The sequence below is a fragment of the Shewanella sp. SM55 genome (assembly GCF_025654025.1).
Lineage (GTDB): Bacteria > Pseudomonadota > Gammaproteobacteria > Enterobacterales > Shewanellaceae > Shewanella > Shewanella oncorhynchi.
The window spans coordinates 351,085-372,836 of the sequence record NZ_JAKKRS010000003.1; the positions used below are offsets into that span (position 1 = coordinate 351,085).

At 44.1% G+C, this 21,752-nt stretch carries 23 protein-coding genes; 13 read left to right on the forward strand and 10 right to left on the reverse strand.

Going from position 1 to position 21,752, the window contains the following annotated elements:
* Positions 1-1,725, forward strand: a complete 1,725-nt coding sequence (locus L5L91_RS06875; protein WP_263146420.1) for an SLC13 family permease — start codon at positions 1-3, stop codon at positions 1,723-1,725.
* Between the two features lie 64 nt (positions 1,726-1,789).
* Positions 1,790-2,407: an adenylyl-sulfate kinase gene (gene cysC / locus L5L91_RS06880; RefSeq protein WP_105251589.1), complete on the forward strand. Its 618-nt coding sequence runs from the start codon at positions 1,790-1,792 to the stop codon at positions 2,405-2,407.
* 102 nt (positions 2,408-2,509) lie between these two features.
* On the opposite strand, the gene L5L91_RS06885 is transcribed toward cysC, so the two are convergent.
* Both L5L91_RS06885 and L5L91_RS06890 read right to left on the reverse strand, forming a co-directional pair.
* Positions 2,510-3,349, reverse strand: coding sequence for a TIGR03899 family protein (locus tag L5L91_RS06885; RefSeq protein WP_198571838.1), 840 nt, complete (start codon positions 3,347-3,349; stop codon positions 2,510-2,512).
* A gap of 144 nt (positions 3,350-3,493) precedes the next feature.
* Complete coding sequence (locus L5L91_RS06890) at positions 3,494-4,702, reverse strand: MFS transporter (protein WP_263146417.1); 1,209 nt, start codon at positions 4,700-4,702, stop codon at positions 3,494-3,496.
* 476 nt (positions 4,703-5,178) lie between these two features.
* Between L5L91_RS06890 and hemG the strand changes: the two genes are divergently transcribed.
* Together hemG and L5L91_RS06900 are read left to right on the forward strand one after the other, a co-directional pair.
* On the forward strand, positions 5,179-5,700 hold the full coding sequence (gene hemG, locus L5L91_RS06895; RefSeq protein WP_028761755.1) for a menaquinone-dependent protoporphyrinogen IX dehydrogenase: 522 nt from the start codon (positions 5,179-5,181) through the stop codon (positions 5,698-5,700).
* Between the two features lie 107 nt (positions 5,701-5,807).
* The gene (locus tag L5L91_RS06900) at positions 5,808-6,335 is read left to right on the forward strand and encodes a cytochrome b/b6 domain-containing protein (protein ID WP_263236006.1); all 528 of its coding nucleotides are present in this window, start codon (positions 5,808-5,810) and stop codon (positions 6,333-6,335) included.
* A gap of 106 nt (positions 6,336-6,441) precedes the next feature.
* Here the strand turns inward: L5L91_RS06900 and L5L91_RS06905 are convergent, their stop codons facing one another.
* The 3 genes from L5L91_RS06905 to L5L91_RS06915 form a co-directional block, all read right to left on the reverse strand.
* On the reverse strand, positions 6,442-7,197 hold the full coding sequence (locus L5L91_RS06905; protein ID WP_105251591.1) for a DsbA family protein: 756 nt from the start codon (positions 7,195-7,197) through the stop codon (positions 6,442-6,444).
* A gap of 312 nt (positions 7,198-7,509) precedes the next feature.
* Positions 7,510-8,154: a DNA-J related domain-containing protein gene (locus L5L91_RS06910; RefSeq protein WP_131524261.1), complete on the reverse strand. Its 645-nt coding sequence runs from the start codon at positions 8,152-8,154 to the stop codon at positions 7,510-7,512.
* A gap of 333 nt (positions 8,155-8,487) precedes the next feature.
* Positions 8,488-9,141: an oxygen-insensitive NAD(P)H-dependent nitroreductase NfsB gene (locus L5L91_RS06915; protein ID WP_028761757.1), complete on the reverse strand. Its 654-nt coding sequence runs from the start codon at positions 9,139-9,141 to the stop codon at positions 8,488-8,490.
* 162 nt (positions 9,142-9,303) lie between these two features.
* Between L5L91_RS06915 and L5L91_RS06920 the strand changes: the two genes are divergently transcribed.
* The 3 genes from L5L91_RS06920 (at position 9,304) to L5L91_RS06930 (ending at position 11,455) form a co-directional block, all read left to right on the forward strand.
* Positions 9,304-9,669 (forward strand): VOC family protein, encoded by a 366-nt coding sequence (locus tag L5L91_RS06920; protein WP_263146411.1) that lies wholly within the window; start codon positions 9,304-9,306, stop codon positions 9,667-9,669.
* Between the two features lie 77 nt (positions 9,670-9,746).
* Positions 9,747-10,097, forward strand: a complete 351-nt coding sequence (locus L5L91_RS06925) for a DUF6547 family protein (RefSeq protein WP_263146409.1) — start codon at positions 9,747-9,749, stop codon at positions 10,095-10,097.
* 620 nt (positions 10,098-10,717) lie between these two features.
* Entirely contained in the window at positions 10,718-11,455 is a 738-nt protein-coding gene (locus L5L91_RS06930; protein ID WP_263146406.1) for a hypothetical protein, read from the forward strand.
* 485 nt (positions 11,456-11,940) lie between these two features.
* On the opposite strand, the gene L5L91_RS06935 is transcribed toward L5L91_RS06930, so the two are convergent.
* The 3 genes from L5L91_RS06935 to L5L91_RS06945 are packed head-to-tail and all read right to left on the reverse strand — an operon-like array spanning position 11,941 to position 14,081.
* Positions 11,941-12,666 carry an amino acid ABC transporter ATP-binding protein gene (locus L5L91_RS06935; protein ID WP_028761645.1) on the reverse strand — a complete coding sequence of 242 codons (726 nt, stop codon included), beginning with the start codon at positions 12,664-12,666 and terminating at the stop codon, positions 11,941-11,943.
* Positions 12,659-13,339 carry an amino acid ABC transporter permease gene (locus tag L5L91_RS06940; RefSeq protein ID WP_006085903.1) on the reverse strand — a complete coding sequence of 227 codons (681 nt, stop codon included), beginning with the start codon at positions 13,337-13,339 and terminating at the stop codon, positions 12,659-12,661. Before L5L91_RS06940 ends, L5L91_RS06935 begins: the two co-directional genes overlap by 8 nt.
* A 7-nt stretch (positions 13,340-13,346) precedes the next feature.
* Positions 13,347-14,081, reverse strand: coding sequence for a basic amino acid ABC transporter substrate-binding protein (locus tag L5L91_RS06945; RefSeq protein ID WP_011847627.1), 735 nt, complete (start codon positions 14,079-14,081; stop codon positions 13,347-13,349).
* Positions 14,082-14,514: 433 nt separating this feature from the next.
* On the opposite strand from L5L91_RS06945, the gene L5L91_RS06950 reads away from it, so the two are divergent.
* On the forward strand, positions 14,515-15,333 hold the full coding sequence (locus tag L5L91_RS06950; protein ID WP_263235973.1) for a hypothetical protein: 819 nt from the start codon (positions 14,515-14,517) through the stop codon (positions 15,331-15,333).
* Between the two features lie 8 nt (positions 15,334-15,341).
* Here L5L91_RS06950 and L5L91_RS06955 read toward each other — a convergent pair whose 3' ends face one another.
* Complete coding sequence (locus L5L91_RS06955) at positions 15,342-16,232, reverse strand: LysR family transcriptional regulator (protein ID WP_028761648.1); 891 nt, start codon at positions 16,230-16,232, stop codon at positions 15,342-15,344.
* Positions 16,233-16,354: 122 nt separating this feature from the next.
* Between L5L91_RS06955 and L5L91_RS06960 the strand changes: the two genes are divergently transcribed.
* The 5 genes from L5L91_RS06960 to L5L91_RS06980 all read left to right on the forward strand — a co-directional run bounded on the left by L5L91_RS06960 (position 16,355) and on the right by L5L91_RS06980 (position 20,614).
* Entirely contained in the window at positions 16,355-16,789 is a 435-nt protein-coding gene (locus L5L91_RS06960) for a CidA/LrgA family protein (RefSeq protein ID WP_028761649.1), read from the forward strand.
* Between the two features lie 2 nt (positions 16,790-16,791).
* Entirely contained in the window at positions 16,792-17,511 is a 720-nt protein-coding gene (locus L5L91_RS06965; RefSeq protein ID WP_028761650.1) for an LrgB family protein, read from the forward strand.
* A 176-nt stretch (positions 17,512-17,687) separates the two neighbouring features.
* Positions 17,688-18,179, forward strand: coding sequence for a GNAT family N-acetyltransferase (locus L5L91_RS06970; protein ID WP_028761651.1), 492 nt, complete (start codon positions 17,688-17,690; stop codon positions 18,177-18,179).
* Between the two features lie 396 nt (positions 18,180-18,575).
* Complete coding sequence (gene pbpG, locus L5L91_RS06975; protein ID WP_105251600.1) at positions 18,576-19,544, forward strand: D-alanyl-D-alanine endopeptidase; 969 nt, start codon at positions 18,576-18,578, stop codon at positions 19,542-19,544.
* Positions 19,545-19,708: 164 nt separating this feature from the next.
* Positions 19,709-20,614 carry a hypothetical protein gene (locus L5L91_RS06980; RefSeq protein WP_263235976.1) on the forward strand — a complete coding sequence of 302 codons (906 nt, stop codon included), beginning with the start codon at positions 19,709-19,711 and terminating at the stop codon, positions 20,612-20,614.
* A gap of 29 nt (positions 20,615-20,643) precedes the next feature.
* Here L5L91_RS06980 and L5L91_RS06985 read toward each other — a convergent pair whose 3' ends face one another.
* Entirely contained in the window at positions 20,644-21,741 is a 1,098-nt protein-coding gene (locus L5L91_RS06985; protein ID WP_025008445.1) for a calcium:proton antiporter, read from the reverse strand.
* Positions 21,742-21,752: the final 11 nt, after the last annotated feature.

Sequence of the window (21,752 nt, forward strand, 5' to 3'; positions counted from 1 at the left end):
GTGAGTGACTTGTGGCTATTAGCGATTATTTTGATAGGGCTTGTGGCTGGCTTAATTAGTGGCCGTATCAATCCAGCGGTATTGTTTTTATTTGCATTTTTGCTCTGTTATTTGCTTGGCATGGTTGCGCTCGATACCGCATTAACAAGCTTTACCAATATTGGCTTAGTCACGCTTGTCCTGTTGGTGTTGGCCGCGACAGCATTAGAAAAAACGTCCCTGCTGGGAAAGTTGAGTCAAGTCATAGGCAATAGTTCTTTGCCTATGACAATCGCAAAGCTCGGTTTTTCGACGGCTTTACTGTCGTCATTTACCAATAACACTGCAGTTGTGGCATCACTGATTGGTGTTGTGCGCCGCAATCAGGCACACGCGCCGGCTAAGTTATTATTGCCGTTAAATTATGCGGCAATTTTAGGTGGCACACTGACCCTGATTGGTACCTCGACCAACTTGATTGTGAACTCCTTTGTGGAAAACGCCGGCTTACCCGCCTTAGGGTTCTTCGAGTTTACACCAGTTGCAGTGGTGATCGTCGTCGCAGGCATCTTGTTACTGACCTTACTGGCGAACATTCTGCCCGACAGACGGGAAGAATCAGGTGAAGAAGCGCTGCCATATTTGCTCGAAGCCCATGTGGCGAAAGGTTCGTCCTTGGTCGGTCGCAGTGTGGTGGATAATAAACTTAGGGCGCTGAAAAAGTTATATCTGGTTGAATTAGAACGCAGTGGCATTTGTATTTGCCCTGTGCCGCCCCAGTTAGTGTTGCAAGCGGACGACGTGCTGCGCTTTAGTGGCGCGGTGGAATCGGTTGAGTTATTGCACCAATTCGATGGTTTAGATTGGTTTGGTAAACATCAAGCCAAAGGACAAAATTTAGTTGAAGCTGTACTCGCACCGTCATCCAGTTTAGTGGGCAGTTCGTTGAAAGCATCGCGTTTTCGTGAGCAATTTGATGCGGCTGTGATGGCCATTCGCCGCGGAAATCATCCGCTGAAGGGCGGACTCGGTGACATTATTCTGCAACCCGGTGATGTGTTGTTATTGACGCCAGGTGATGGTTTTAGCAATAGCGCAAAATTAAGTTCAGAATTTGCGGCGATTAGCGGCTTAGATTTGAATGTGCGTCTGGACAGTCGTCGTGGTCGTTGGGTATTGCTGGGCTTTGCGGCAACGATCATCCTGAGTGTCACTGGCATATTACCCTTGGCTAAGGGTTTAGTGATATTGCTGCTCAGTTATTTTGCCATAGGCGCAGTCACACTGGCTGAGCTTAAACGCCGTTTCCCATTGGAATTAGTGGTGATCGTGGGGAGTGCATTAGGGCTTGCCAACTTGATGATGAGTACAGGCCTTGCGAACAGTTTAGCCCAAGGATTACTCTCAGTTATTAACGGTTATGGGGTATTTGGCGCTTTTGTCGGCGTGTATTTAATGACTTTATTGCTGACTGAACTGGTGACCAATAACGCAGCGGCGGCGCTGGCGTTTCCTATCGCTTACGCGATTGCGCTTAATTACGGTGTCGATGCAAGGCCCTTTATTATGGCCGTTGTCTTTGGTGCCAGCGCGAGCTTTATTTCACCCTACGGCTATCAGACCAATTTGATGGTATTTAATGCGGGTAATTATCGCTTCAGTGACTTTGTCCGCCTTGGATTGCCGTTATCTGTGCTTTATTCCCTGATAGTGATATTTATGGTGCCGATCATCTTTCCATTTTAGTGATTAGCTTGAGTTTATTGCCCTTATGTTAGCGGTTAGTCAACATGGGGATTGAGGAGTTTTTATGACAAATATCGTGTGGCATCAACATCCTGTAGACCAAGCCGCCAGAGCCGAGCAGAAAGGCCAAAACCCGGTACTACTTTGGTTTACCGGACTTTCTGGCGCGGGCAAGTCAACACTGGCGGGTGCATTAGAGCGGGCGTTATTTGAGGCGGGATTCCACACTTATTTACTCGATGGTGATAATGTGCGCCATGGCCTGTGTAAAGATTTAGGGTTTACGGTTGAAGACCGTGATGAGAACCTGCGTCGTGTGGGTGAAGTGGCTAAATTGATGGTGGATGCGGGGCTTGTGGTGTTATCGGCATTTATATCACCGACCCGTGAAGAACGTGATGGTATTCGTGCCCGTTTTCCTGCGGGGCAGTTTATTGAAGTGCATGTAGCTACGCCTTTGAGTGTGTGCGAGCAGCGTGACCCTAAGGGGTTATATGTGAAAGCGCGCAGTGGCGAGATTAGCAATTTCACTGGTATTTCATCACCCTATGAAGCGCCATTGGCCGCCGAGTTAACCATAGATACCAGCAAAGGCGATTTAGTGACTCAAGTACGCGCCTTAATTGATTATCTGACGGCAATCAATGTTATCAATGCCGATAAGGCAAAAGCGCTAGCTTAACATTTAGCCCTTATCTTGCTTAAAAGGAGCCTTTAGGCTCCTTTGTTATTCCCGGGCTTTACCGCCTATACCATTGATTCATAATTTTTTATGGCGTGAGCATTATTCTATTTTAAAGTCTTTAGCAAATAAGAGCTGCAGAGCCTTCAAGTATTCTTGATCCGGCTTAGGTTGCACGAGTTGGGCGAGTTCATCACCAATCGGTGTTAAGCGATAATAGCTAAAAAGCAGATTACCGCTCTTGGGCGTAAGCTTCATTTGTATGCCTTGTAGGGCAAATTGAATCGGTGTTTTGTTATTGAGTAGGCCGGTTTCGAACTCACTGCTGTGAAGTATTCCCGCATCGACTAAGGTCAAAATACTGGAATAAGGTAGCCCAAACTGGGATAAGCCTAAATTGACTGAGGTGCTTTTACGGAAATACTGGCCAATCCCACCTGACAAGCGGTAGCCACTGATGAGTTTTAGGCGCTGCTCGTTATTTACCTTAGCCGCCATGCCAAGGGCTTTTTCAAGAATTTGTGCTTCTCTGTGAGTCAGTTGCTTGAGCAGCGCTAGGGTACGTAGACTGAAGTTTCCCGGATTCACTATTTCGCTCGACAATATCCGAGCCCACAAATCTTGCATCTTACGGTTATGGATTTGTTCCGCCATCAAGAAAAATTGATGGCTCCAATCGGGATCAAGATCGACCCCAGTGACATCTGAGTGGGTATAACTGAGGGCTAAGGCAAAAATGGTTTCCACATTGGCCTGATATTCGCTCGATAACTTTCGTGCTCTATGTTGAGCTCGCTCGGCAATTGAGGCGTTCGCAGGGCGATATTCTTGCTCACTGGCGAGCCCTAATTGGCGACCAAGTAGCAGGGCTTTTTTGCGAGCGGATACCTCGGATGCTGACTCGCCTTCTTCTGCCAACAGTAAAATATCTGAATCCTTCATCGCGTTATTAATCCTTGAGCCTACACTGTGGTTGAGGTGAGGGTTTAGTGAACTCTTACATTCGGTTGTAGCTTACTTTAGATGATCATCTCTTTAGTTTGAGCATCTCGTTAAGCCAATTCTTTGGTTCGTTATTATGCCGTTTTATTTAACGACTTTAGCGATTGATTTCGCACTTTTAGTTGGCCAAGACCATAAGGTTTCATTACCCGGTTCAGGATGGCGCGGAACATTCAGCGCTAGCAGTAACGAACATACGGCAAAGCCCGCCCCTATGTAAAATACAAAGGCGGGATCGGTTAACCATAATAAGCCCAAAAGTACAGGAATAATCACTGCGGCTATGTGGTTTATGGTGAAACTGACTGACATAGTGGCGGCAATGTCTTTGCTGTCGGCGATTTTTTGAAAATAGGTTTTCATCGCAATTGCCATCGCAAACAGTAAATGATCGATGACGTAGAGTGCTGCCGCCATATGGGCTTGTTCGACTAGGGCATAGCTGATAAAGACTAAGATGAGTCCAATATATTCCACAGTAAGCGCATTACGCTCACCAATACGTCCAATCAAACGACCAATAGCAGGCGCAAACAGTAGATTAACGGCATAGTTGATTAAGAACAGCGCAGTGATTTCACTGACGCTATAACCAAACTTTTCAACCATCATAAAGCCCGCAAATACCATAAAGATTTGCCGCCTCGCACCTGAAAAAAAGGTGAGCAGGTAATAGAGCCAATAGCGTTTACGCAGTATGATTTTTTTGTGTTGTATTTCCGTTGTCTCAAACTTGGGGTAATACCATGTTATGGTTAGCACAATGATGAGACCTAATACGCCTATAATCAAATACATATGCAGGTAGTCTAGCTTCAACCAAGTCATTACTAGCCAAATGCTGGCATAACCGACTAAAGCGGCCGCCGAACGCCACGCCAGTGCTTTCCCCATAAATCCAGCCGCGTCTTTTTTATCGACCCATTGCAGCGTTAGCGATTGGTTGATGGTTTCAAAATAGTGAAACCCGACAGACATCAACACAGTCGTTAGATACAGGCCTATGACCTGAGGAAAGAAACCTGTTACCGCTACGCCGATACATAAAATGGCGAGCGAGAGCAGGGCGAAGGCTTGTTCTCGAATGAGCAGCAGCACAAAAATTGCCGTAAAAGCCAAGAAGCCGGGGATTTCGCGCAGGCTTTGTAACATGCCGATTTCAGCACCAGTGAATTGGGCTTTCTCAATCACGAAGTTGTTGAGCAATGCCTGCCAAACGGCAAACACGAGTGACATAACAAAGGTCATCCACAGCAAGAGTGTTTTAGGATCTTTTGCTTGAATAGCTTTCATGGATAAGGGACTCAGGCGATAAGTGTTCAAATGCTAATGCTTTTTTCTTAGGTTGGCTATATAAGGTGTGACTTATCCCTTTCAATTTTGTAACAATGTTTAGGCGAATTAACTCCCTCGGTTACAAAGACGCTAAAGCGAGAATATACCTAAGGCGTTATTTTTGTGAGGCAGTTAAAACTACCGCATATACTTGGGGTGTTTGGCGCTAAGCCCGTGATCTATTTCATGTAAATTGGCGGGTAAATCACCTAGTATGAAATATCATAATTGTCATTTTACTTTTGCATACCAAGTTAAATTCCACTGGAATGCCAATGACTCTGGGTGTCCATTGCTACTTTTAGCGCATTTAGTCTGAGCGTTGTGATGTCATTTGATATGCCAAACGGGCATAGAGAGTCGAAATTAAGTCGCCTGCACCGTCTTTTCTAGGCTGCTTATTGTTATTTTGCTTGGGATTAATCGAGGCTAAATTGAAAAGAATTCTTATCATTTACTCTAGTGTTCACGGCCAAACCCAAAAGATTGCTAAAAAGCTCGCACAGCAGTTAATGGCTTTGGGTAATGAAGTGGTTACTGCCGATATCAAGGCCGCTCCAGTGCTCACTGAGTTCGACAAAATCATCATAGGTGCCAGTATTCGCCATGGTAAACATAACCCAAGTTTGTACGAGTTTATTGAAAAGCATCAAGCCGTATTGACGGATAAGGTCAGTGGTTTTTTCTCTGTCAGCTTAGTGGCACGTAAACCCGAGAAAAACACCCCAGAGACCAATCCTTACATGCAGGCATTTTTAAGTAAAACCACTTGGCGGCCACAATTGTTGCGCGTTTTTGGGGGGAACTTGAATTACCAAGGCTATAACGCTTTAGATAGAAATATTATCCGTTTCATCATGTGGTTAACTAAAGGACCTACTGACCCTGTTACCAATGTTGAATACACGGATTGGCAGAAAGTGACTGAGTTTGGTGAGCAGATCCACAGCGCTTAAGCTTGATATCAAATTTCGGTGCTTCATTTAGCCCTATTCTATTCGCGCCCTGCAAGCTGTATGTATGCCTTAGTCACAAGGGCAAAGGAGCATTAAATATGATCAGTATGATGACTAAACTTCGCTCCTTATCCCGAGTCATTATGGCGCAACTGCATGTGTGGATTGTCGTGTCGACTATTTTACTCGTGTGTTCCAGTCCGTGGATTTTTATGGGCCGACGGATACCCGATAACGCCAGTTTTTGGGATTATTTGCATGTATATTTAGGTTTAGCGTGCACTGTGCTTGGGATTCTTTTTTTACTCAGCAATACCTTGCGTGGCAAGTGGCACCAATACTTTGGCTGGTTGGCGGGCGATTGGGCACAGTTAAAGCAAGATATTGTTGGACTTGCTAAAGGCAAATTCCCCGTCGCTGGTGGCAAAGGGCTGTTTAGTGCCATAGAAGGTATCGGCATGCTGTTGCTAGTGGCTACAGGGGTTACGGGCCTCGTTTGGTTTATCGTTCAAGGGACGCCAACGGCACTGACATGGCGTGGTTATCATCAAGTCTTTGCGCAGGCTTTTATTGGTTTCTTGATCCTACATCTCGTCTTGGCAGCGAGCCATATTCTTGATTTTATTCGGCAATAAACTGCAGAACCCATATTGAGCGCTTATATCGATAGCTTGGATTGAACACGCATAAAAATGGCCTCCTAATTTGGAGGCCATTTTTTATTTCAACGATTGTTTTAAATTAGCTAAGACGTTGCTGACGGGTCACACCAATTGCGGCGGCGAAGACTAGAAATAACCAGCCTAGACTGCCACCCGATGAGGTTTTAGCGGGGGCGGCATCTTTCTCAACAGCAAGGTAGTTAATTAACCCAATTAACTCATCTAAGGTTTTGATGCTGTTTAAATTTACCGCATATTTATCGTTCACGATAAAGGCGGGTACGCTGTCGATTTTGAATTCATTCTGCTGGGTGCGCCACAGGGAAAGCTTTTCATTAGTGCTTTTGCTATCGGCTAATTCATCGTATTTAGCAGCATCGACACCAAATTGGGCGAAGACTTTTTTGATGTCATCACGGCTGTTAATTTGCGGCTCATGCTGATGGCCAGGTGCACTGTGATCGTGGCCGTTTGCGCCCTCAGCACCTTGGATTGCGGTAAACATGGCATGGGTTAAGGCGTCTTTGTTATCAACGCTTTGGATCACGGCTAATGAACGCATCACTTCGGTGCCAATGTCGCTATTCATAAAGTCGACATGCTTATTGTCGAAACTTATCTGTTTGTTGAGGTTCGCCTTGATATCAGGCAAATAGTTGGTTTCCATATTGAAGCAGTTATGGCAATAAAATGAATAGAATTCAGTGAGTTTTGGTTCGCTGCTAGGCGCTTTGGTCGAGATTTGAGTGTAATGTGTGCCTTCAACAAAATTGGCGGCAAAGGTGCTCAATGGTGCAATCGCTAAGGTTACAGCCAAGGCTAATTGTTTAATCATAGTTTCCTCAAATTCGGTGGGATTGAATTCACAATGTCAGTCGTTGTTATCGTTGGTATTCAACGGTCAACATAAGAGATAGAGTGAGCTTCAACCTAGGATTTAAGCTAGCCAAAATGGCAGCGTTGACACATAGGTTCAGGTTAAATGGAAAGGCTTAATTATGACTGAATTGGCATGAAGCTAGTAGGCTAAATCTGTGATCTAAATGGAAGTTTTACCTTAGATTTGGCAGGACTGTAGGCAGGATCGCATTGCTAAGTCGGTGCATGTTGATTAAAGCCCTGTTCTGCATCACCACTGGCTAAATTCTTACGCAATATCCCTAAGCGACTGCCAAGCTTCGCACACCTCGCGAAAACGCGCCGCATCGCCATCGGGTCTGTCTGGGTGCCATTTGAGCGCTAAACGACGCCATTGCTTGCGGATATCACGGGCGGTAGCACTCTCGTCTAATTCGAAAACTCGCAGCGCGTTACCTTTGTTCATCAGATTGATATTTAAGCCAATATAGCTCTTATAATTGCTCCAGAATGCCTCAAGTAATTCTCGTACTACGTTTTCGCTGGTGTCGTAGTTATTCCAATCGAGGTAATACTCACGCAGGGAAGTATCTTGCATTATCAGCAGGTTAACGTTTGATGGTACTAAGCGGAAGATTTGAATTTCCATGGCTTTGACTTGCAGCCATTGCTTGGGCAGTAATATTTCTTGTAGCTCAAACAGGGCGTTCATCAGTAGGAAGTTACGTTTGAATAAATCGTTACCCGGATTTTCATCAAGCTGGTGGATCAGCCCTTGGGTTTGTAATTCAGTGGCTAAGTGATGGATTTTCCAACTTTGATTTGAAGCTTGTAAAACCGTAAGCAACGGCCAAATCAGTGGGTTATCGCCCTTAGTGTTTGCAACTCGAATCGATTGAGATTCTTCAGTGAGTGAGGGTTTGGCAAATAACATACTGACTGTCCCATCCTAAATTGTGAGTGTTACCAATGCGCCGATAAAACCGCTGTGCTGCAACAAAGATGACTCGAAAGGCGATGATAAATGATCATTCACTAAGTTGAGCCGCAAACTATGCCACAGAGCCAAAGTGTAGGCAAAGATGAATTTTAGAGCAATACCGTGATGGTTGACTCCTACTTTAGATGGTTTCTCGGCGTAAATAAGCCGTTAACAGCAGTTAGGTTTTAGGGGAAGGTAGTTAAGAGAGGGCTAGCTTTAGACATGATGCCCTTGTTTATATCACATAAAATCAAGGGCATGCTTATTTTTACATAGAGTGAAGGACTAGATTTCGGTGAAGATCACTTCTTGATCTAAGCGAGACTTAGGCAATTTAGCGTTGAAATCATTTTCTGAGTGATAACCCAAGGCGACAACCACGCAGGCACATAGACCTTGCTCTCTTAAGCCTAGGACTTGATTCATTTTAGTGGCATCAAAACCTTCGATCGGACACGCATCAATATCTAATACACTTGCACCGAGCATTAAAGTGCCAAGTGCTAAGTAGACTTGTTTTTCCATCCAATGCTGGGCATCTTTCAGCTCAAATTTATGCATATTAGCGAAGAAAGAGCGGCCATTATGTTGGCCTTGCTTGGCTTCTTCATTAGCAAAACGGCCATCCTTTGCTTCTTGCTCGAGTACTTGCAGTAAGTGTGCTTCATCTAATTGAGCACGAGCACAGAGTACGAGTACATGGGAAGCATCGAGAATTTTTTGGGTATTAAACGCATAGTTTTCGGTCGCTTGGGCAACTAACGCTTTACCTTCCGCCGTACTCGCTAACACAAAATGCCAAGGCTGTGAGTTAGTCGATGATGGGCTGTACTGCAATAAGGTTTTGATTTCTGCTATTTTATCCGCAGGAATCGTCTTAGTTGGATCAAAGGCCTTAGTGGTGTAGCGCTTTTTGGCGAAGAAACTTAAATCACTCATGTAACGGCTCCAAATCATTAAGGAATACAAATTCAATGGCAGCATTTTAAGCAGGTTTAAGTAAAAAACAATGTGATCAAGGCAGGTATTAGTTTCAAAAAAAATTTGAAACTGGGTGCTTATGCGTACTAGACAAAGCTTATGTGTGATGGAGTAGATGGCATGAAGTTTCAGACAATCCCAATTATGCGGATCTTTGATGAAGATAAAGCCAAAGAGTTTTACCTTGGCTTTCTGGGGATGGAATTAGATTGGGAACATCGCTTTGAGGATGGCTACCCGATTTATATACAAGTTTCACTTGGCAATTTTGTTTTGCACTTGAGTGAACATTCAGGCGACTGTACTCCTGGCTGTAAGGTTTTTGTGAATGTGAGTGAACTTGATAAATTATTTGCTCATGTGACTTCTAAGCCATATAAATACAACAAACCTAGTATTGAAGATGCGCCTTGGGGCGATCGTTGCTTTACTGTAACAGATCCGTTTTCAAACAGGATTTTGTTTAATGAAGCAGCAGATATATAACAGAGTGAGGCATTCGAGGCCTGCGGCATTTACAAGTTTACGCGCATGGGCACTGCGTTATGCTTTCAGGAGAAAAAATGAGTTCAGTTGAATTGTGGAAAAGCTTTGTTGACGAGTTTGCTCAGTTACATGATGGAGTATTTGAAAAATGGGTCTTGCAAGAAGGGAGCTATCCAAACAGGCAGGAAAATTCAGAAATAAATGAGTTCTTAACGTCACTAACTGTCCAGCAAAGAGAGACTCTCGTCAAGATGCTTATTAATGCTAGACATGGTGGTATTCATGATGCCTTAGTACGACTTAATGACAGAATGGACTGCGAAAATGGTCAGTATTACGAAAACGGCATTGAGATGGAATTTCAGCCCTTTGGTTCCACCCTTTACTATGACTATGTTTGTCGCCGAGAAGGGGATAATTGGGAGTAAGAATAGGTATTATCGGAATATCTCGCTTCCAGTGTTCACCCTGCATATAGCCTAGCACACAGCTTAATGATTTCAGTTACTTAACAAAGTCATCGCTGGTTGAAGGCAAACCAAAAGTGCATTATGTTGTTGGTTTAAAATGGATGGCTTGATTTATTATTCGCTAACGCGGATCCGCTTATACCCAACGTTATGTGTAAGGGAATCTTAATGATCGAAAGACCCAAAGTAATAAACCTCACAGAAGCCAGAACGATTCGCAAAGTCCATTGCGGAGAGTGTAACTGGGAGCAGGAAATAGCTGCTATCACTGAAGCTGAGATAAAATGTTGCCCTTGGTGCGGCTGGAGCGATCTGGAAATAAGTACTTTAAAAGCAGAAGGTGGCTTCCAAGAAATAGAATGTCAAAAGCACGGTAGAGTTACGGTTCTACTACCTAGCTCCAATATTGATCCACTAGACTTCATGAACAACTTATTTTGTCCATTCTGTGAGTAACACATAACAATGCAAACCAGCCTGGTGGCTTTTTCGTTCCTTGTTTTGCTACGCTACCGCAAAACAATCCACTACAAAGCAGCTGTTTGCAGCTTATGCGTTAAGAGAGATCGGATATATAAATGGAAAAAGCATTAATAGATATTAGGTATTACGCTAGCGACTCCCTATATGAGACAGGTAAGAGTCTACCTTCGAGTTGTTCTAGATTTTTCAAATTTCCTAAGCTGCTTCATTACTGGGGTGCTCGTATAGCAACAATACTTGGTGAAAATGGATTATCCCTCGGAGAATTCGATCACCTATATGTAAACTACACAAATGCTATTCCAGAAGGCACGATGGTTTTTTCCGATAGAACACCAGAAAAGTGGCTTAGGTATATAGACTGTGGTGTAAATTTTGAGAAATTAAAATCATTAAATGAGTCCGAACTTGAACAATTTGTAATTCGCAGTACCTTTGAGTGTCTTGAGCACCTTTGTAAGTTGAGCATAGAAAAAACCGAAAAAATCAAGCTTGCTTCAAACGAGGTGGAAAGATTTGGTTCTGCGGTCGAGCTTCCGGTTAAGGCAAAACATACTAAGTCATATTCGGTTCTGGTTTCATATAAATTGCGCCCAAATGGCGAAGCATCTCATGGGCTTGTAAAATACATTAACCACAAAACAGGTACTACTTTCACTAAAAGGTTTGTTGATCTTAAGGGGCCATCGGATATATTTCCTCTGGTAGGTACAATTTCAGTAAAAGATGGAAAAGTCCTGATCACGCCGAGGGCATCATTTAAAGCTAGCCTTTACACAAATTCATATCAGATTCCAATGGAGATTGATTTAAGTGAAGCGGCAAGCGCATAACAAGGCGCTCTGTGACAAATCTACGCTGCGCTTCTGTTTGTCCTAGAGCGCGGCGTTAATCCATAGAAAATTTAATCCGAAAATCATAGATTAGAGCAAGAATTCTAACCCATTTATGTCTACTAGCTTTTTACGTATATATAGCAAAACTGGTAGTTAAAATTGGCATTGGGGCACCAGTGACCGTTGGCGACATGGATGTCGCCGTCGAGCCTATAAGGACATATTCACGGCGTGTCGCTGGAGACACAATGACAATAAACTCCCTGAACAGATAAACGGCTATTTAGCTTTTGTTCAATACCTATTAATTCAAAGGCATAATTTTTATGGTGTTGTGAAAGATGATTGTATCCTGACTTGTTTAATTTAGTCTTTGTCATAAACGTTGAATGTTAGGATCCTAATTTGAATCATTTACTCACTGCAGGCACTTATTAAAGTCACTGCAGTGAGCGTGAGGGACAGGACTGAATCCGTTTGAGTTAGCGCAGTACCTTACTTAAAAACGCTTGGGTACGGGCTTCTTTCGGGTGGCTAAATAGTTCATCGGGTGGGCTTGATTCGACAACATAGCCGCCATCCATAAAGATCACTCGATCGGATACATCGCGCGCAAAGCCCATTTCGTGGGTGACAATGACCATGGTCATGCCCTTTAGCGCTAAGTCTTTCATCACGTCTAATACATCACCGACCATTTCGGGATCGAGTGCCGATGTTGGCTCATCGAACAGCATCAAGTCTGGTTCCATAGCCAATGCGCGGGCAATGGCGACCCTTTGCTTTTGGCCGCCCGATAAACTGGCGGGGTAGGCATTGGCTTTGTCACTTAAACCAACCTGTGCCAGTAGGTCGAGGGCTTTGGTCTCGGCTTGAGCTGGCGTCATCAGTTTTAGACTAATAGGCGCTAAGGTGATGTTTTGGATGACGGTTTTATGGGGGAACAAGTTAAAGTTTTGAAACACCATGCCCACTTTTTGCCGCAGTTTATCTACGCAGGCGTTTGGCGCTGTGATCAATTGACCTTCAATCTCAATATCGCCTTGGCTTGGCTGCTCTAACAGATTGATACAGCGCAAAAAGGTACTCTTGCCACTGCCGCTTGGACCGATCACGCTCACCACTTCGCCCTGACGAATATGCTCGCTGATGCCCTTGAGCACTTGGTTATCGCCGAAGTTTTTATGCAGGTTGGTTATTTTAATCACTTTGTTTCAACCTCTTTTCAAATTTCGACAGTACAAACGTGAAGCTGTAGGTCAGGAATAGATAAATAAGGGCGCAGGTAAATAAGGGCACACTGTCCTCGAAGGTACGGCTACGGATGATTTCACCGGCGCGCATAAGGTCAACACCACCGATAAAGCCAATGACGGCGGTTTCCTTGAGGAGCACGATAAATTCATTACCAAGTGCGGGCAGAATATTCTTAATCGCTTGGGGCAGAATAATCGACTTCATGGTCATTGCTTGGGACAAGCCAAGTGAACGGGCTGCTTCGGTTTGACCTTTATCAACGGCTTGAATCCCTGCGCGGATTATCTCAGAAATATACGCGCCGCTATTGAGACCAAAAGCGATAATGGCGGCGGTGATCTTATCGACATCTAAGGCTGAAAGCACGATGAAGTAAAGGATCACTAATTGCACAACTACTGGGGTGCCACGGATCACACCGACATAAAGATTGGCGGGGAAGCGGATATACCACTTAGACGACATCTTCATAAAGGTGGTGCCAATGCCTAACACTGCGCCTAATAACATGGCGAAGAAAGTGACGATTAATGTCACTTTCAAACCATTTAATATCAGCAGTATGCCTATCATGCCATCTTCGCCAATCGGGCTAAACAGCGAGGTATTAATTGCGTCTATCATGCTGATATCACTTTATATGGGCAGAAACGAGCGTCTGATATTGGCCGTCAGCTTTCATGTTAGCCAGTGTTTTATTGATGCTCGCCAACAGTTCAGGTTGCTCTTTTGATACGGCGAAACCATAAAACTCAGCAGGAAAATCCAGTTTGATCATCTTTAATTCAGGATTTTTAGCCAGATAGTTAGCGGCAGGTTCGCTGTCGAATAACACTAAATCTACCTTTGAATTTTTAAGCTCCATAATGGCTTCGAAACCCGTATTAAAGGCGGTGATATTTTGGGTGTATTTCTTCGACATAATGTCAGCGGTTGTGCCTAACTGCACCGCAAAGTGTTTGCCTTTAATATCTTCAAGCGTATGAATACTATCGTTATCTTTGTTGACGAGTACGACTTGAGTCGCTTCGTAGTAAGGCTCAGAGAAGTTTACGTTTGCTTGACGTTCAGCGGTAATCGTCATACCTGAGGCGATAAAATCAATCTTGCCTGAATTAAGCGCGACGATCAGTGAATCGAATTTCATGTTTTCGACTTTCAGCGTCTTGCCCGCATCTTTAGCGATTTGCTTGGCCAGATCGATATCAAAGCCTTTGATTTCATCGCCACTTTGGCCGCCAACATATTCAAAAGGAGGGAAGGCGGCATTAGTGCCAACGACTAACACGTCATCGCTTTTTCCGCATCCAGCTAACAACAAGGTGGCAGTTAAGGTCAGGCCGCCTAATAACATGGACTTTTTCATTTAAGACTCTCTTGTTCGATTTCACTATCAGTGTGGCGACTATAGGCAGATGAGCATTAAGTGTCAATAATTATGCTTTTAATTTGATTAAAAATTCATTTCTATTTTGCAGTTTTCAGTCGCAAGATTGAGGCCAGCTGCTTTCCTGTACAAATTTGTGTGTAAGTTGTTTTTTCTGGGTTGAATTATTGTGCCTTGGTCTATAACTATTGTTACTGTTAGGTTTTTGGCTATCTATACTTCTGTGGTGTTTATTAGCGGCTTCTCAATGAGAGTGTCATAATTTGAACTATCGCCTATTATTCTTTGATTAAATTGGCTAGTTTAGCCGCTCTTTAACGGCAACTTTAGTTGGTGTTATTCCTATTTTATGCAGTTTAATCCTCTGGCTGATTTGCTTATCAAGCTAGAAACGATGTTTCAGGAGTCAAAAGTGAACTATCTCAACTCAGCATTAGTGTGCTTAGCCCTGTGCTTATCGAGTGCACTGCAGGCCGAAGAGCAAACTCAGTGGCATTACAGCTTAGGCAGCCATGATTTTGTGGTCGAGGATTCTCACACCTTAGGGGTAAATGCGAGTCTATTGTTAGAACATAAAACCCAAAGCGATATTTTGCTGACGGCGGCGCTGGATGCCTATATAGACGTAGATGTCGATAAACTCGACCCTGACCATATCCCTGTGTGGTTTAAGTCTGCCTATGCCGCGAGCGGTGAACTTTATCGTGTTAATCCCGCGTTTTCATTCGGTTGGCAGTTCGATTTACAGGGAAAGCGTAATACCGTTAGCTCGGTTGAGAAACAAGCTAAGGTATTTCCTGGGCTGACAGCTAACTTTGATGGGCAAGCATTACAGGCCCAGTTCAAGGCGGGTGCGGGTTATTACTATCTCGAAATCGATGATGATGTGCCTAGAACTCGAGGTTACGATCGTGGCGATTTTGGGAATGGTACGTTTGCTTATACCTTTATGGGAAGTGTAGGGGCAAATGTGACGCCTAAGCTACATATGCAAGTGGCCGCACAAACCTGGCAAGACGAAGACCAATGGTTAGAGAATCAATATCGCTTTGAGCTGAGTTACCAAACCGATTTTTGGCGGCCTGACAGCCTGCTCGTGCTGAGCGCCGAACACACGCAATACAATTTAGACCACTATGCTAAAGTCGATGTCAACTCGGCTGAGTATTTGCCTATTCTGCCATGGGATAGCGATACGCTAGTGCGTTTAAGCTTAGTGGTTCCTTGGTAAGAATAGGGTTATTTATGGGTTAAGTGCTTCTCGACTAAGGCGATCATGGCTTGAGCCGCGAAGGATAAGACTTGGTCTTTGCGCCAAAAGAGCGATAGCTCCCAGCGCAGCTCATCACTCGCCAGTGGGATATTTACGACGCCGGGTACGCTGTAGCGCCGCGCGATGGAGCGCGGTAATACCATAACCCCTGTGCCCGCGGCGACTAAGGCAATCCCGAAATCGGCTTGGCTAACGCGGGTGATGTTTTTAGGGACAAATCCGGCGTGTCGGCAGGCATTGAGCACTAATTGATAGAGAGTGTATTCGGTTTCGAACATCACCTGAGGGTCGGCACTGAGATCGCTAAACGATAATATCTGTCGGGTGGATAACGGATTTTCCTTAGGCAGCACTACTACCATAGGATCGTTAAACACGCGTATGCCGTCATAACCCTCATCAAAATCAATAATCCCAGTGGCCAGTTCAATTTCGCCCTTTTGGATTGCCGCGGTTTGCTCTACACCGCCACGGACGAGTAAGTGCATCTCTATCTGCGGATATTGCTGGCGATATTTGGCAATAATCGGGGCAAAAATTTCGGCACTCCCTAGAGGAGCCAATCCGAGATTGAGTTCGCCCGCGGTTAAACTGCGTTGGGCCGTGAGTTCAGCGAGCATGCGTTGTCGGCCAGCGAGTAACTCTTTGCCATGTCGATAAACAACTTCGCCCGCGGGCGTGAGTTTGACTTGGGTGCCGCGTTTACCGCGTTCGAGTAAGATGAGGTCTAGCTCCTCTTCCAATTGGCGTACGGCTTTTGATAGTGCAGGTTGGGTGAGGTGGACTTTTTCGCTGGCTTTACCGAAGCCTCCAGCATCGACGATTTCGATAAAATAGCGGATAACTTTGAGGTCCATTAAGGTTCACCTTTAAATGTATTCTTAAAATTCATGCATTACATTCTTAATATTCATTTTTTTTATCAAATAGGCAAGCCTAGAATAGCCCTATAGAAAACTTTGTTCTAACCGAGAAAATCATGTCATTTCCACAAGCCGCAATACGTCAGTGTCGACATTGGGCTTTGTTATTAAGCCAAATCGGCCTCTTCTGTTTACTGTCCTTCGCATGTCACTGGTTCGCCACTTGGGCACATTCTCCTATTCCAGGAAGTGTGATTGGCTTAGGCATACTCTTATTTTTATTAGGTTTTAAACTTATTCCTGAAAATGCCGTGCAACTGGGCGCTGCTTGGTTGATTGGTGAGTTATTGCTGTTTTTCATCCCGCCAGTGATATCCGTTATTAAGTACGAAGGTTTGTTTGAGCAATACGGCACCAATATATTGTTCACTTTAGTGATGGGCAGTGTGTGTGTGATGTTTGGTACAGGCTTTGTGGTCGATAGAGTGTTTCGTTTTGAGCGCCAACTGAACATCAAAAAGCAAGCCCGTCGCCACGCTAAGGCGGCTTAATGATGACTGACTCAAAAGTGGTGGATTTTGTGTTGTCGCAGACCGGATTAGCCTTATTCAGCTTATTGCTGACAATATTCTGTTACTTCGGTGCCAAGCGTCTCTATAAGTACCATAGAGTCTGGTGGTTAGCGCCCATAGTATTAGCGCCAATAGTGATTACCTTATTGGTGTTTAATCTTAAAATCCCGCTGCCAACCTATTTTGAATACACCCATTGGTTAATGGCCATGTTAGCGCCAGCAACTATCGCCTTTGCTTTGCCGATTTATCGTGAGCGTAACTTGATCCGCCAGTATCCGCTGACGATAGGGTTAGGTGTAACGGCCGGATTGTTTCTGGGGATGATGTCTTCTTGGCTGTTGGTGAAGTTTGTGCCCTTGCCGGTGGAATTGTCTAAGAGTTTGCTGGTACGTTCGGTGTCGACGCCCTTTGCGATGGAGGCGACTAGTGCCTTTGGCGGCGTGCCTGAGTTGACGGCCATGATGGTGTTAATCACAGGCGTCATTGGCATCTTGGTGTGCGATCCCTTATTTAAATTTATGCGTATTCGTACTTCGTTAGGTAAAGGTGTTGCTCTAGGGGCATCTGCCCATGGTGCGGGCGCCGCAAAAGCCAATGAAATCGGCAAGCAAGAGGGCGTTATCGCCAGTTTGACTATGATTTTTATTGGTATCGCTATGGTGTTAGGCGCACCCGTTTTTGCATTGATTTTTATCTAGGCTTTGAATGCTATCGTGTGAGTTTTATGGCTTGAATTTACACACCTCAATTTCGGCAAATTTGCCTCTTCGAGCGCTAACTCCTTCTCGGTTATGCGCTTTTTTTTTTGAGCTTACCTTCATAAAATGTGGCATGCTGTACCAAGTTGAAATACATAGTATTAATGGTGATACCTATGTCTAGTAAGTCAGATAAACAGCCAAACACGCAATACAGCGTGAGTTTACGCCCGATTATTGAAAGTGATCTTGAAGCTATTTTTGTGCATCAAAGCGATCCCATTGCTAACCAGCTTGCTCAATTTCCTCCTCGGGATCGAGAAGCGTTTTTTAAACATTGGCATCAAAATATTCTGGGACAAGTGAATGTATTACCAAGGGCGATAGTGGTTGATGGCAAGTTTGTGGGCAATATTGGGCATTGGCAAAGTGATGGACAAGCGCTGATAGGGTATTGGATTGACCGTGAATATTGGGGCAAAGGTATCGCGACACAGACCTTAGCGCAATTTTTGCCTTTAGTCAGTTTAAGACCCCTTTTTGCCCATGTGGCTAAACATAATTTAGCTTCACAGCGAGTGCTGCTCAGACACGGTTTTGTGCTGACAGACCAACTGATACAAGAGAGCGAAGATACTGAAGCTTTACTCGAATTTGTCTTACGCTAGCGGATAAGATGCTATAACGCGACATTTTATGGCGTATGTTAACGCTTTCATTCGCCTAAAATGACGTATTTAGATGCTTGAAACCACTGTTGTACAGGGACTTTTGTTAAAAGTGCAAAAAGTCGCCCATTATTTTCATTTCAAATTTTTATACTGAAAAAAGCCTATTCCTAAGATTTTGTCTCTACTGTAATTGAAAAGCCTAGATCTAGATGCTTTATTGCTCTGAATTGGTGACAGGTTAAGCTGGTTTTATATAAAAAAATTGAGAAGAAAGTGCTGATCTTACTGATAAAAGTCTAATTGCATTCTATTTCTTTCACTGTAGAACTCCTATACTTAGCCAAAACCTGTGCCATAGCACAATCGATCCCTTATCTATTCAGTGAAATCTATATGAAGATCCGTTTTCTGCTCAGTAGTTTTATTCTTGCGTGCAGCAGTCTCACCGTTGCCACGACAGCGCATTCAGCCGATTCGGCCTCTGTCGCATATAAAAGCACCAAAACTCAATCGACAGCAAAAACGAAGCAAGCACCATTAAAGCAAGAAATTGCAGGACGTAGTGCGATAGTCGTGGACTTAAAAACCAATGAAGTGCTTTATTCCAATAATCCTAATGCAGTAATGTCAATTGCATCTGTCACTAAGTTGATGACAGCTATGGTGGTGCTGGATGCAAAGTTACCTATGGAGCAAAAGCTTGCGGTAAACATCCGTGATACCAAAGAAATGAAAGGTGTTTATTCTCGAGTTCGTATCGGCAGTGAAATCAGCCGTAAAGAAATGTTATTGCTGACTTTAATGTCATCGGAAAACCGTGCCGCTGCAAGTCTTGCACATCATTATCCCGGTGGTCATAAAGCTTTTATTAAGGCGATGAATGCCAAAGCAAAAGCGCTGGGAATGAAAAATACCCGCTATGTTGAACCTACAGGTTTATCCTATAAAAACGTTTCGAGTGCCAGTGATCTGATTGTATTACTTAAGGCCAGTGAAAAGTACCCTATGCTAGGCCAGCTGAGTTCGACCGAGAAGAAGACGGTTACCTTTGCCAACCCAAGATACAGTTTAGATTTTCGTAATACCAATCGTTTGGTTTATAAAGATAACTGGGATATTCATCTAACCAAAACAGGCTTTACGAATGCAGCAGGGCACTGCCTTGTGATGCGTACTGAAATGGCAAAACGCCAAGTGGCATTTGTCGTGCTCGATGCCTACGGTAAATATACTCATATTGCGGATGCTAACCGTTTACGTAACTGGTTAGAGACTGGCAAAGTCACTCCTATTCCTGCTGAAGCTAAGCAATACAAGAAACAACGTAGCCAGCAGCAATTAGCTAAGTTGAGTGAGACCTAGTTTCTCGGTTGCAGCTTTATAAAAGTACAAACATAAAGGCCAGATGAGCAATCAATCTGGCCTTTATGTTTTAACGCTTTGAGTTGCTACTCAATTTTGGTAAATTTATGATGGATTTGAGCGTACCATAGTCGTTATTTTATGTTCTCAAGGATGACATTCGTGTGGATGTATTTTTAAAAAAAATTCAACTTATCTATTTTCCCTTCTTATTTCTCAGCCTGTTATTTGTTTCTGGTTACAGTTTTGTCCATTGGCTGTTGTTGGTTAACCTTGAGTTTTTTAGCCTAGATGAAGATATCGTTAATTTGTGGCTGCCGCAGATACTGTCTTGGCTATTGTCGATCATTTATATTCGACCTAGGCTAAAACGACTCAAGTTTGTTAAAGATAATTCGCGCTTTTTCTATTTATTGATCGCGGTGCAATTAATGGCTGTTCCTTGCATCGTGGCGCAGGAATATCTCAAGACTGCCACGGGGAAGTTAACGCAATTATCATCGATACAAGAATTGTATCTCCATAAAAATACTCAGTATTATCAGTTGCAGCAATCTTATATTGATAAGACGCAAATTGGTTTGCAGCGAAGCCTAGAGGTTACAGGTAAACATAGTAGTCACTTAAATATGGCGCTGTATATCGCTATGCCGATTTTTGCAGAGCGTGCAGACAGTTGGCATGCTAAGGCCCTCGCTTGGTATGGTAAAGTTTATCAGCAGGAGATCAGTAATCGACTTGAACCCGATGAGAAAGAAGCGCAATTCAAAGCGTTTTTGGCTAAATCCCTAAATGAGTTCAATGAGTTGGACCCCCAGAGTTTTGTTTACCTTGAACGATTAGCCCCATCCTCACTTCGTTCAGAGTTGCTCAGCGCCGCACAAAAAAGTCCGCTTTATCAAGCTGAACATCAAACGATTTTTATGCCCAAATTTGAGCCATTTGAGGCTCGTAATGGCCATAAGTTAGTGTGGATTTTTATCTGGTTTGTTGTTGGCGCTTTAGTCTGGTTTGTACTCTTACTGCGGGTCAATCTGGATGAGAAAAGCGTAAAGCCGAGACGCAAATAAATCACGCTCGGCCTTGGATTTAATAAAGTTTAGGCATGTTCAAACATTAAGAACAAGTAAACGATAAACAACACTATATGAGTCGCGCCGTGCAATGCATTGGTGCGACCGCTGCTAAAGCTTACCTTACAGACCATTAAACTGGTGATTAACAGCACCATGTCGGCGGGTGACAGGCCTAAATGGACTTCTTGATCTATCACGCTGCCAATAATTAATACCGCGGGGACTGTGAGTGCAATCGTCGCGAGCACTGAGCCAAAATACAGATTCATTGCCCGCTGTAATTGATTGTTTAACGCGGCCTTAAAGCCTCCCACAGCTTCGGGGGATAAAATCAAGCAGGCCACAATAAAGCCCCCTAATGCCTGTGGAGCGCCTAGGGTTGCTACGCTGTAATTGATAGGCATAGCTAAGGTTTTTGCCAGCAAAATGACCACGAGCAAGTAGCCAATTAATAGAATGGTATGGTAAGCATTACTGCGTAGTATGCCGTGGTGTTCCTCATGGTCTTCATGATCGGCATCGACAAAGAAATGGCTGTGGCTCTTCGTCTGTACCACTAAAAAGACGCCATAGAGCAGAATCGAAATAATGATCAGCATCCAAGACATGGCTTTAGACATGCCGCCAATAGTGCCACCTTCGGTAAAATTGGGCAGTACTAAACAGAGTAGGGCGAGGGGAATAATCGCCACGAGATAGGATTTTACGCCATCTAAATTGAAATGCTGGGTATGGTAACGCCAGCCGCCAAGTAATAATGTAAAGCCCACTAAGCCATTGATGATCAACATGACGACGGCGAACATAGTGTCGCGCGCCATGACAGGGTTGGGTTCTCCGGTCAGCATCACGGAGGAGATCATCACCACTTCGAGTGAAATGACCGATAAAGTTAAGATTAAGGTGCCATAGGGATCGCCAAGCTTAATCGCTAGTGCATCTGAGTGGCGTACCACAGAGAAAATAGCCCAAGTCACTACACCCAATAGGGCGAGTGAAACGGGAATATAGGTCGAGAGGGCGGTGCCATCGGCGAGTAAGCTATCGCCACCGGTTTTAAAGAATACTAAGGTCAGTATTCCCAGTAGCAGGGCTAACTCGTCTTTCATAAATGTCTTCATAGGCAATTTGT

What these genes read in the sequence shown, in the direction of transcription:
- L5L91_RS06930 (WP_263146406.1), top strand. Translation starts at nt 10,718, where the DNA reads ATGGAAAAAGCATTAATAGATATTAGGTATTACGCTAGCGACTCCCTA.
- L5L91_RS06970 (WP_028761651.1), top strand. Translation starts at nt 17,688, where the DNA reads ATGTCTAGTAAGTCAGATAAACAGCCAAACACGCAATACAGCGTGAGT.
- L5L91_RS06905 (WP_105251591.1), bottom strand. Translation starts at nt 7,197, where the DNA reads ATGATTAAACAATTAGCCTTGGCTGTAACCTTAGCGATTGCACCATTG.
- L5L91_RS06915 (WP_028761757.1), bottom strand. Translation starts at nt 9,141, where the DNA reads ATGAGTGATTTAAGTTTCTTCGCCAAAAAGCGCTACACCACTAAGGCC.
- L5L91_RS06940 (WP_006085903.1), bottom strand. Translation starts at nt 13,339, where the DNA reads ATGATAGACGCAATTAATACCTCGCTGTTTAGCCCGATTGGCGAAGAT.
- L5L91_RS06900 (WP_263236006.1), top strand. Translation starts at nt 5,808, where the DNA reads ATGATGACTAAACTTCGCTCCTTATCCCGAGTCATTATGGCGCAACTG.
- L5L91_RS06985 (WP_025008445.1), bottom strand. Translation starts at nt 21,741, where the DNA reads ATGAAGACATTTATGAAAGACGAGTTAGCCCTGCTACTGGGAATACTG.
- L5L91_RS06965 (WP_028761650.1), top strand. Translation starts at nt 16,792, where the DNA reads ATGACTGACTCAAAAGTGGTGGATTTTGTGTTGTCGCAGACCGGATTA.
- L5L91_RS06885 (WP_198571838.1), bottom strand. Translation starts at nt 3,349, where the DNA reads ATGAAGGATTCAGATATTTTACTGTTGGCAGAAGAAGGCGAGTCAGCA.
- L5L91_RS06945 (WP_011847627.1), bottom strand. Translation starts at nt 14,081, where the DNA reads ATGAAAAAGTCCATGTTATTAGGCGGCCTGACCTTAACTGCCACCTTG.
- L5L91_RS06910 (WP_131524261.1), bottom strand. Translation starts at nt 8,154, where the DNA reads ATGTTATTTGCCAAACCCTCACTCACTGAAGAATCTCAATCGATTCGA.
- L5L91_RS06890 (WP_263146417.1), bottom strand. Translation starts at nt 4,702, where the DNA reads ATGAAAGCTATTCAAGCAAAAGATCCTAAAACACTCTTGCTGTGGATG.
- L5L91_RS06925 (WP_263146409.1), top strand. Translation starts at nt 9,747, where the DNA reads ATGAGTTCAGTTGAATTGTGGAAAAGCTTTGTTGACGAGTTTGCTCAG.
- L5L91_RS06920 (WP_263146411.1), top strand. Translation starts at nt 9,304, where the DNA reads ATGAAGTTTCAGACAATCCCAATTATGCGGATCTTTGATGAAGATAAA.
- pbpG (WP_105251600.1), top strand. Translation starts at nt 18,576, where the DNA reads ATGAAGATCCGTTTTCTGCTCAGTAGTTTTATTCTTGCGTGCAGCAGT.
- cysC (WP_105251589.1), top strand. Translation starts at nt 1,790, where the DNA reads ATGACAAATATCGTGTGGCATCAACATCCTGTAGACCAAGCCGCCAGA.
- L5L91_RS06960 (WP_028761649.1), top strand. Translation starts at nt 16,355, where the DNA reads ATGTCATTTCCACAAGCCGCAATACGTCAGTGTCGACATTGGGCTTTG.
- L5L91_RS06955 (WP_028761648.1), bottom strand. Translation starts at nt 16,232, where the DNA reads ATGGACCTCAAAGTTATCCGCTATTTTATCGAAATCGTCGATGCTGGA.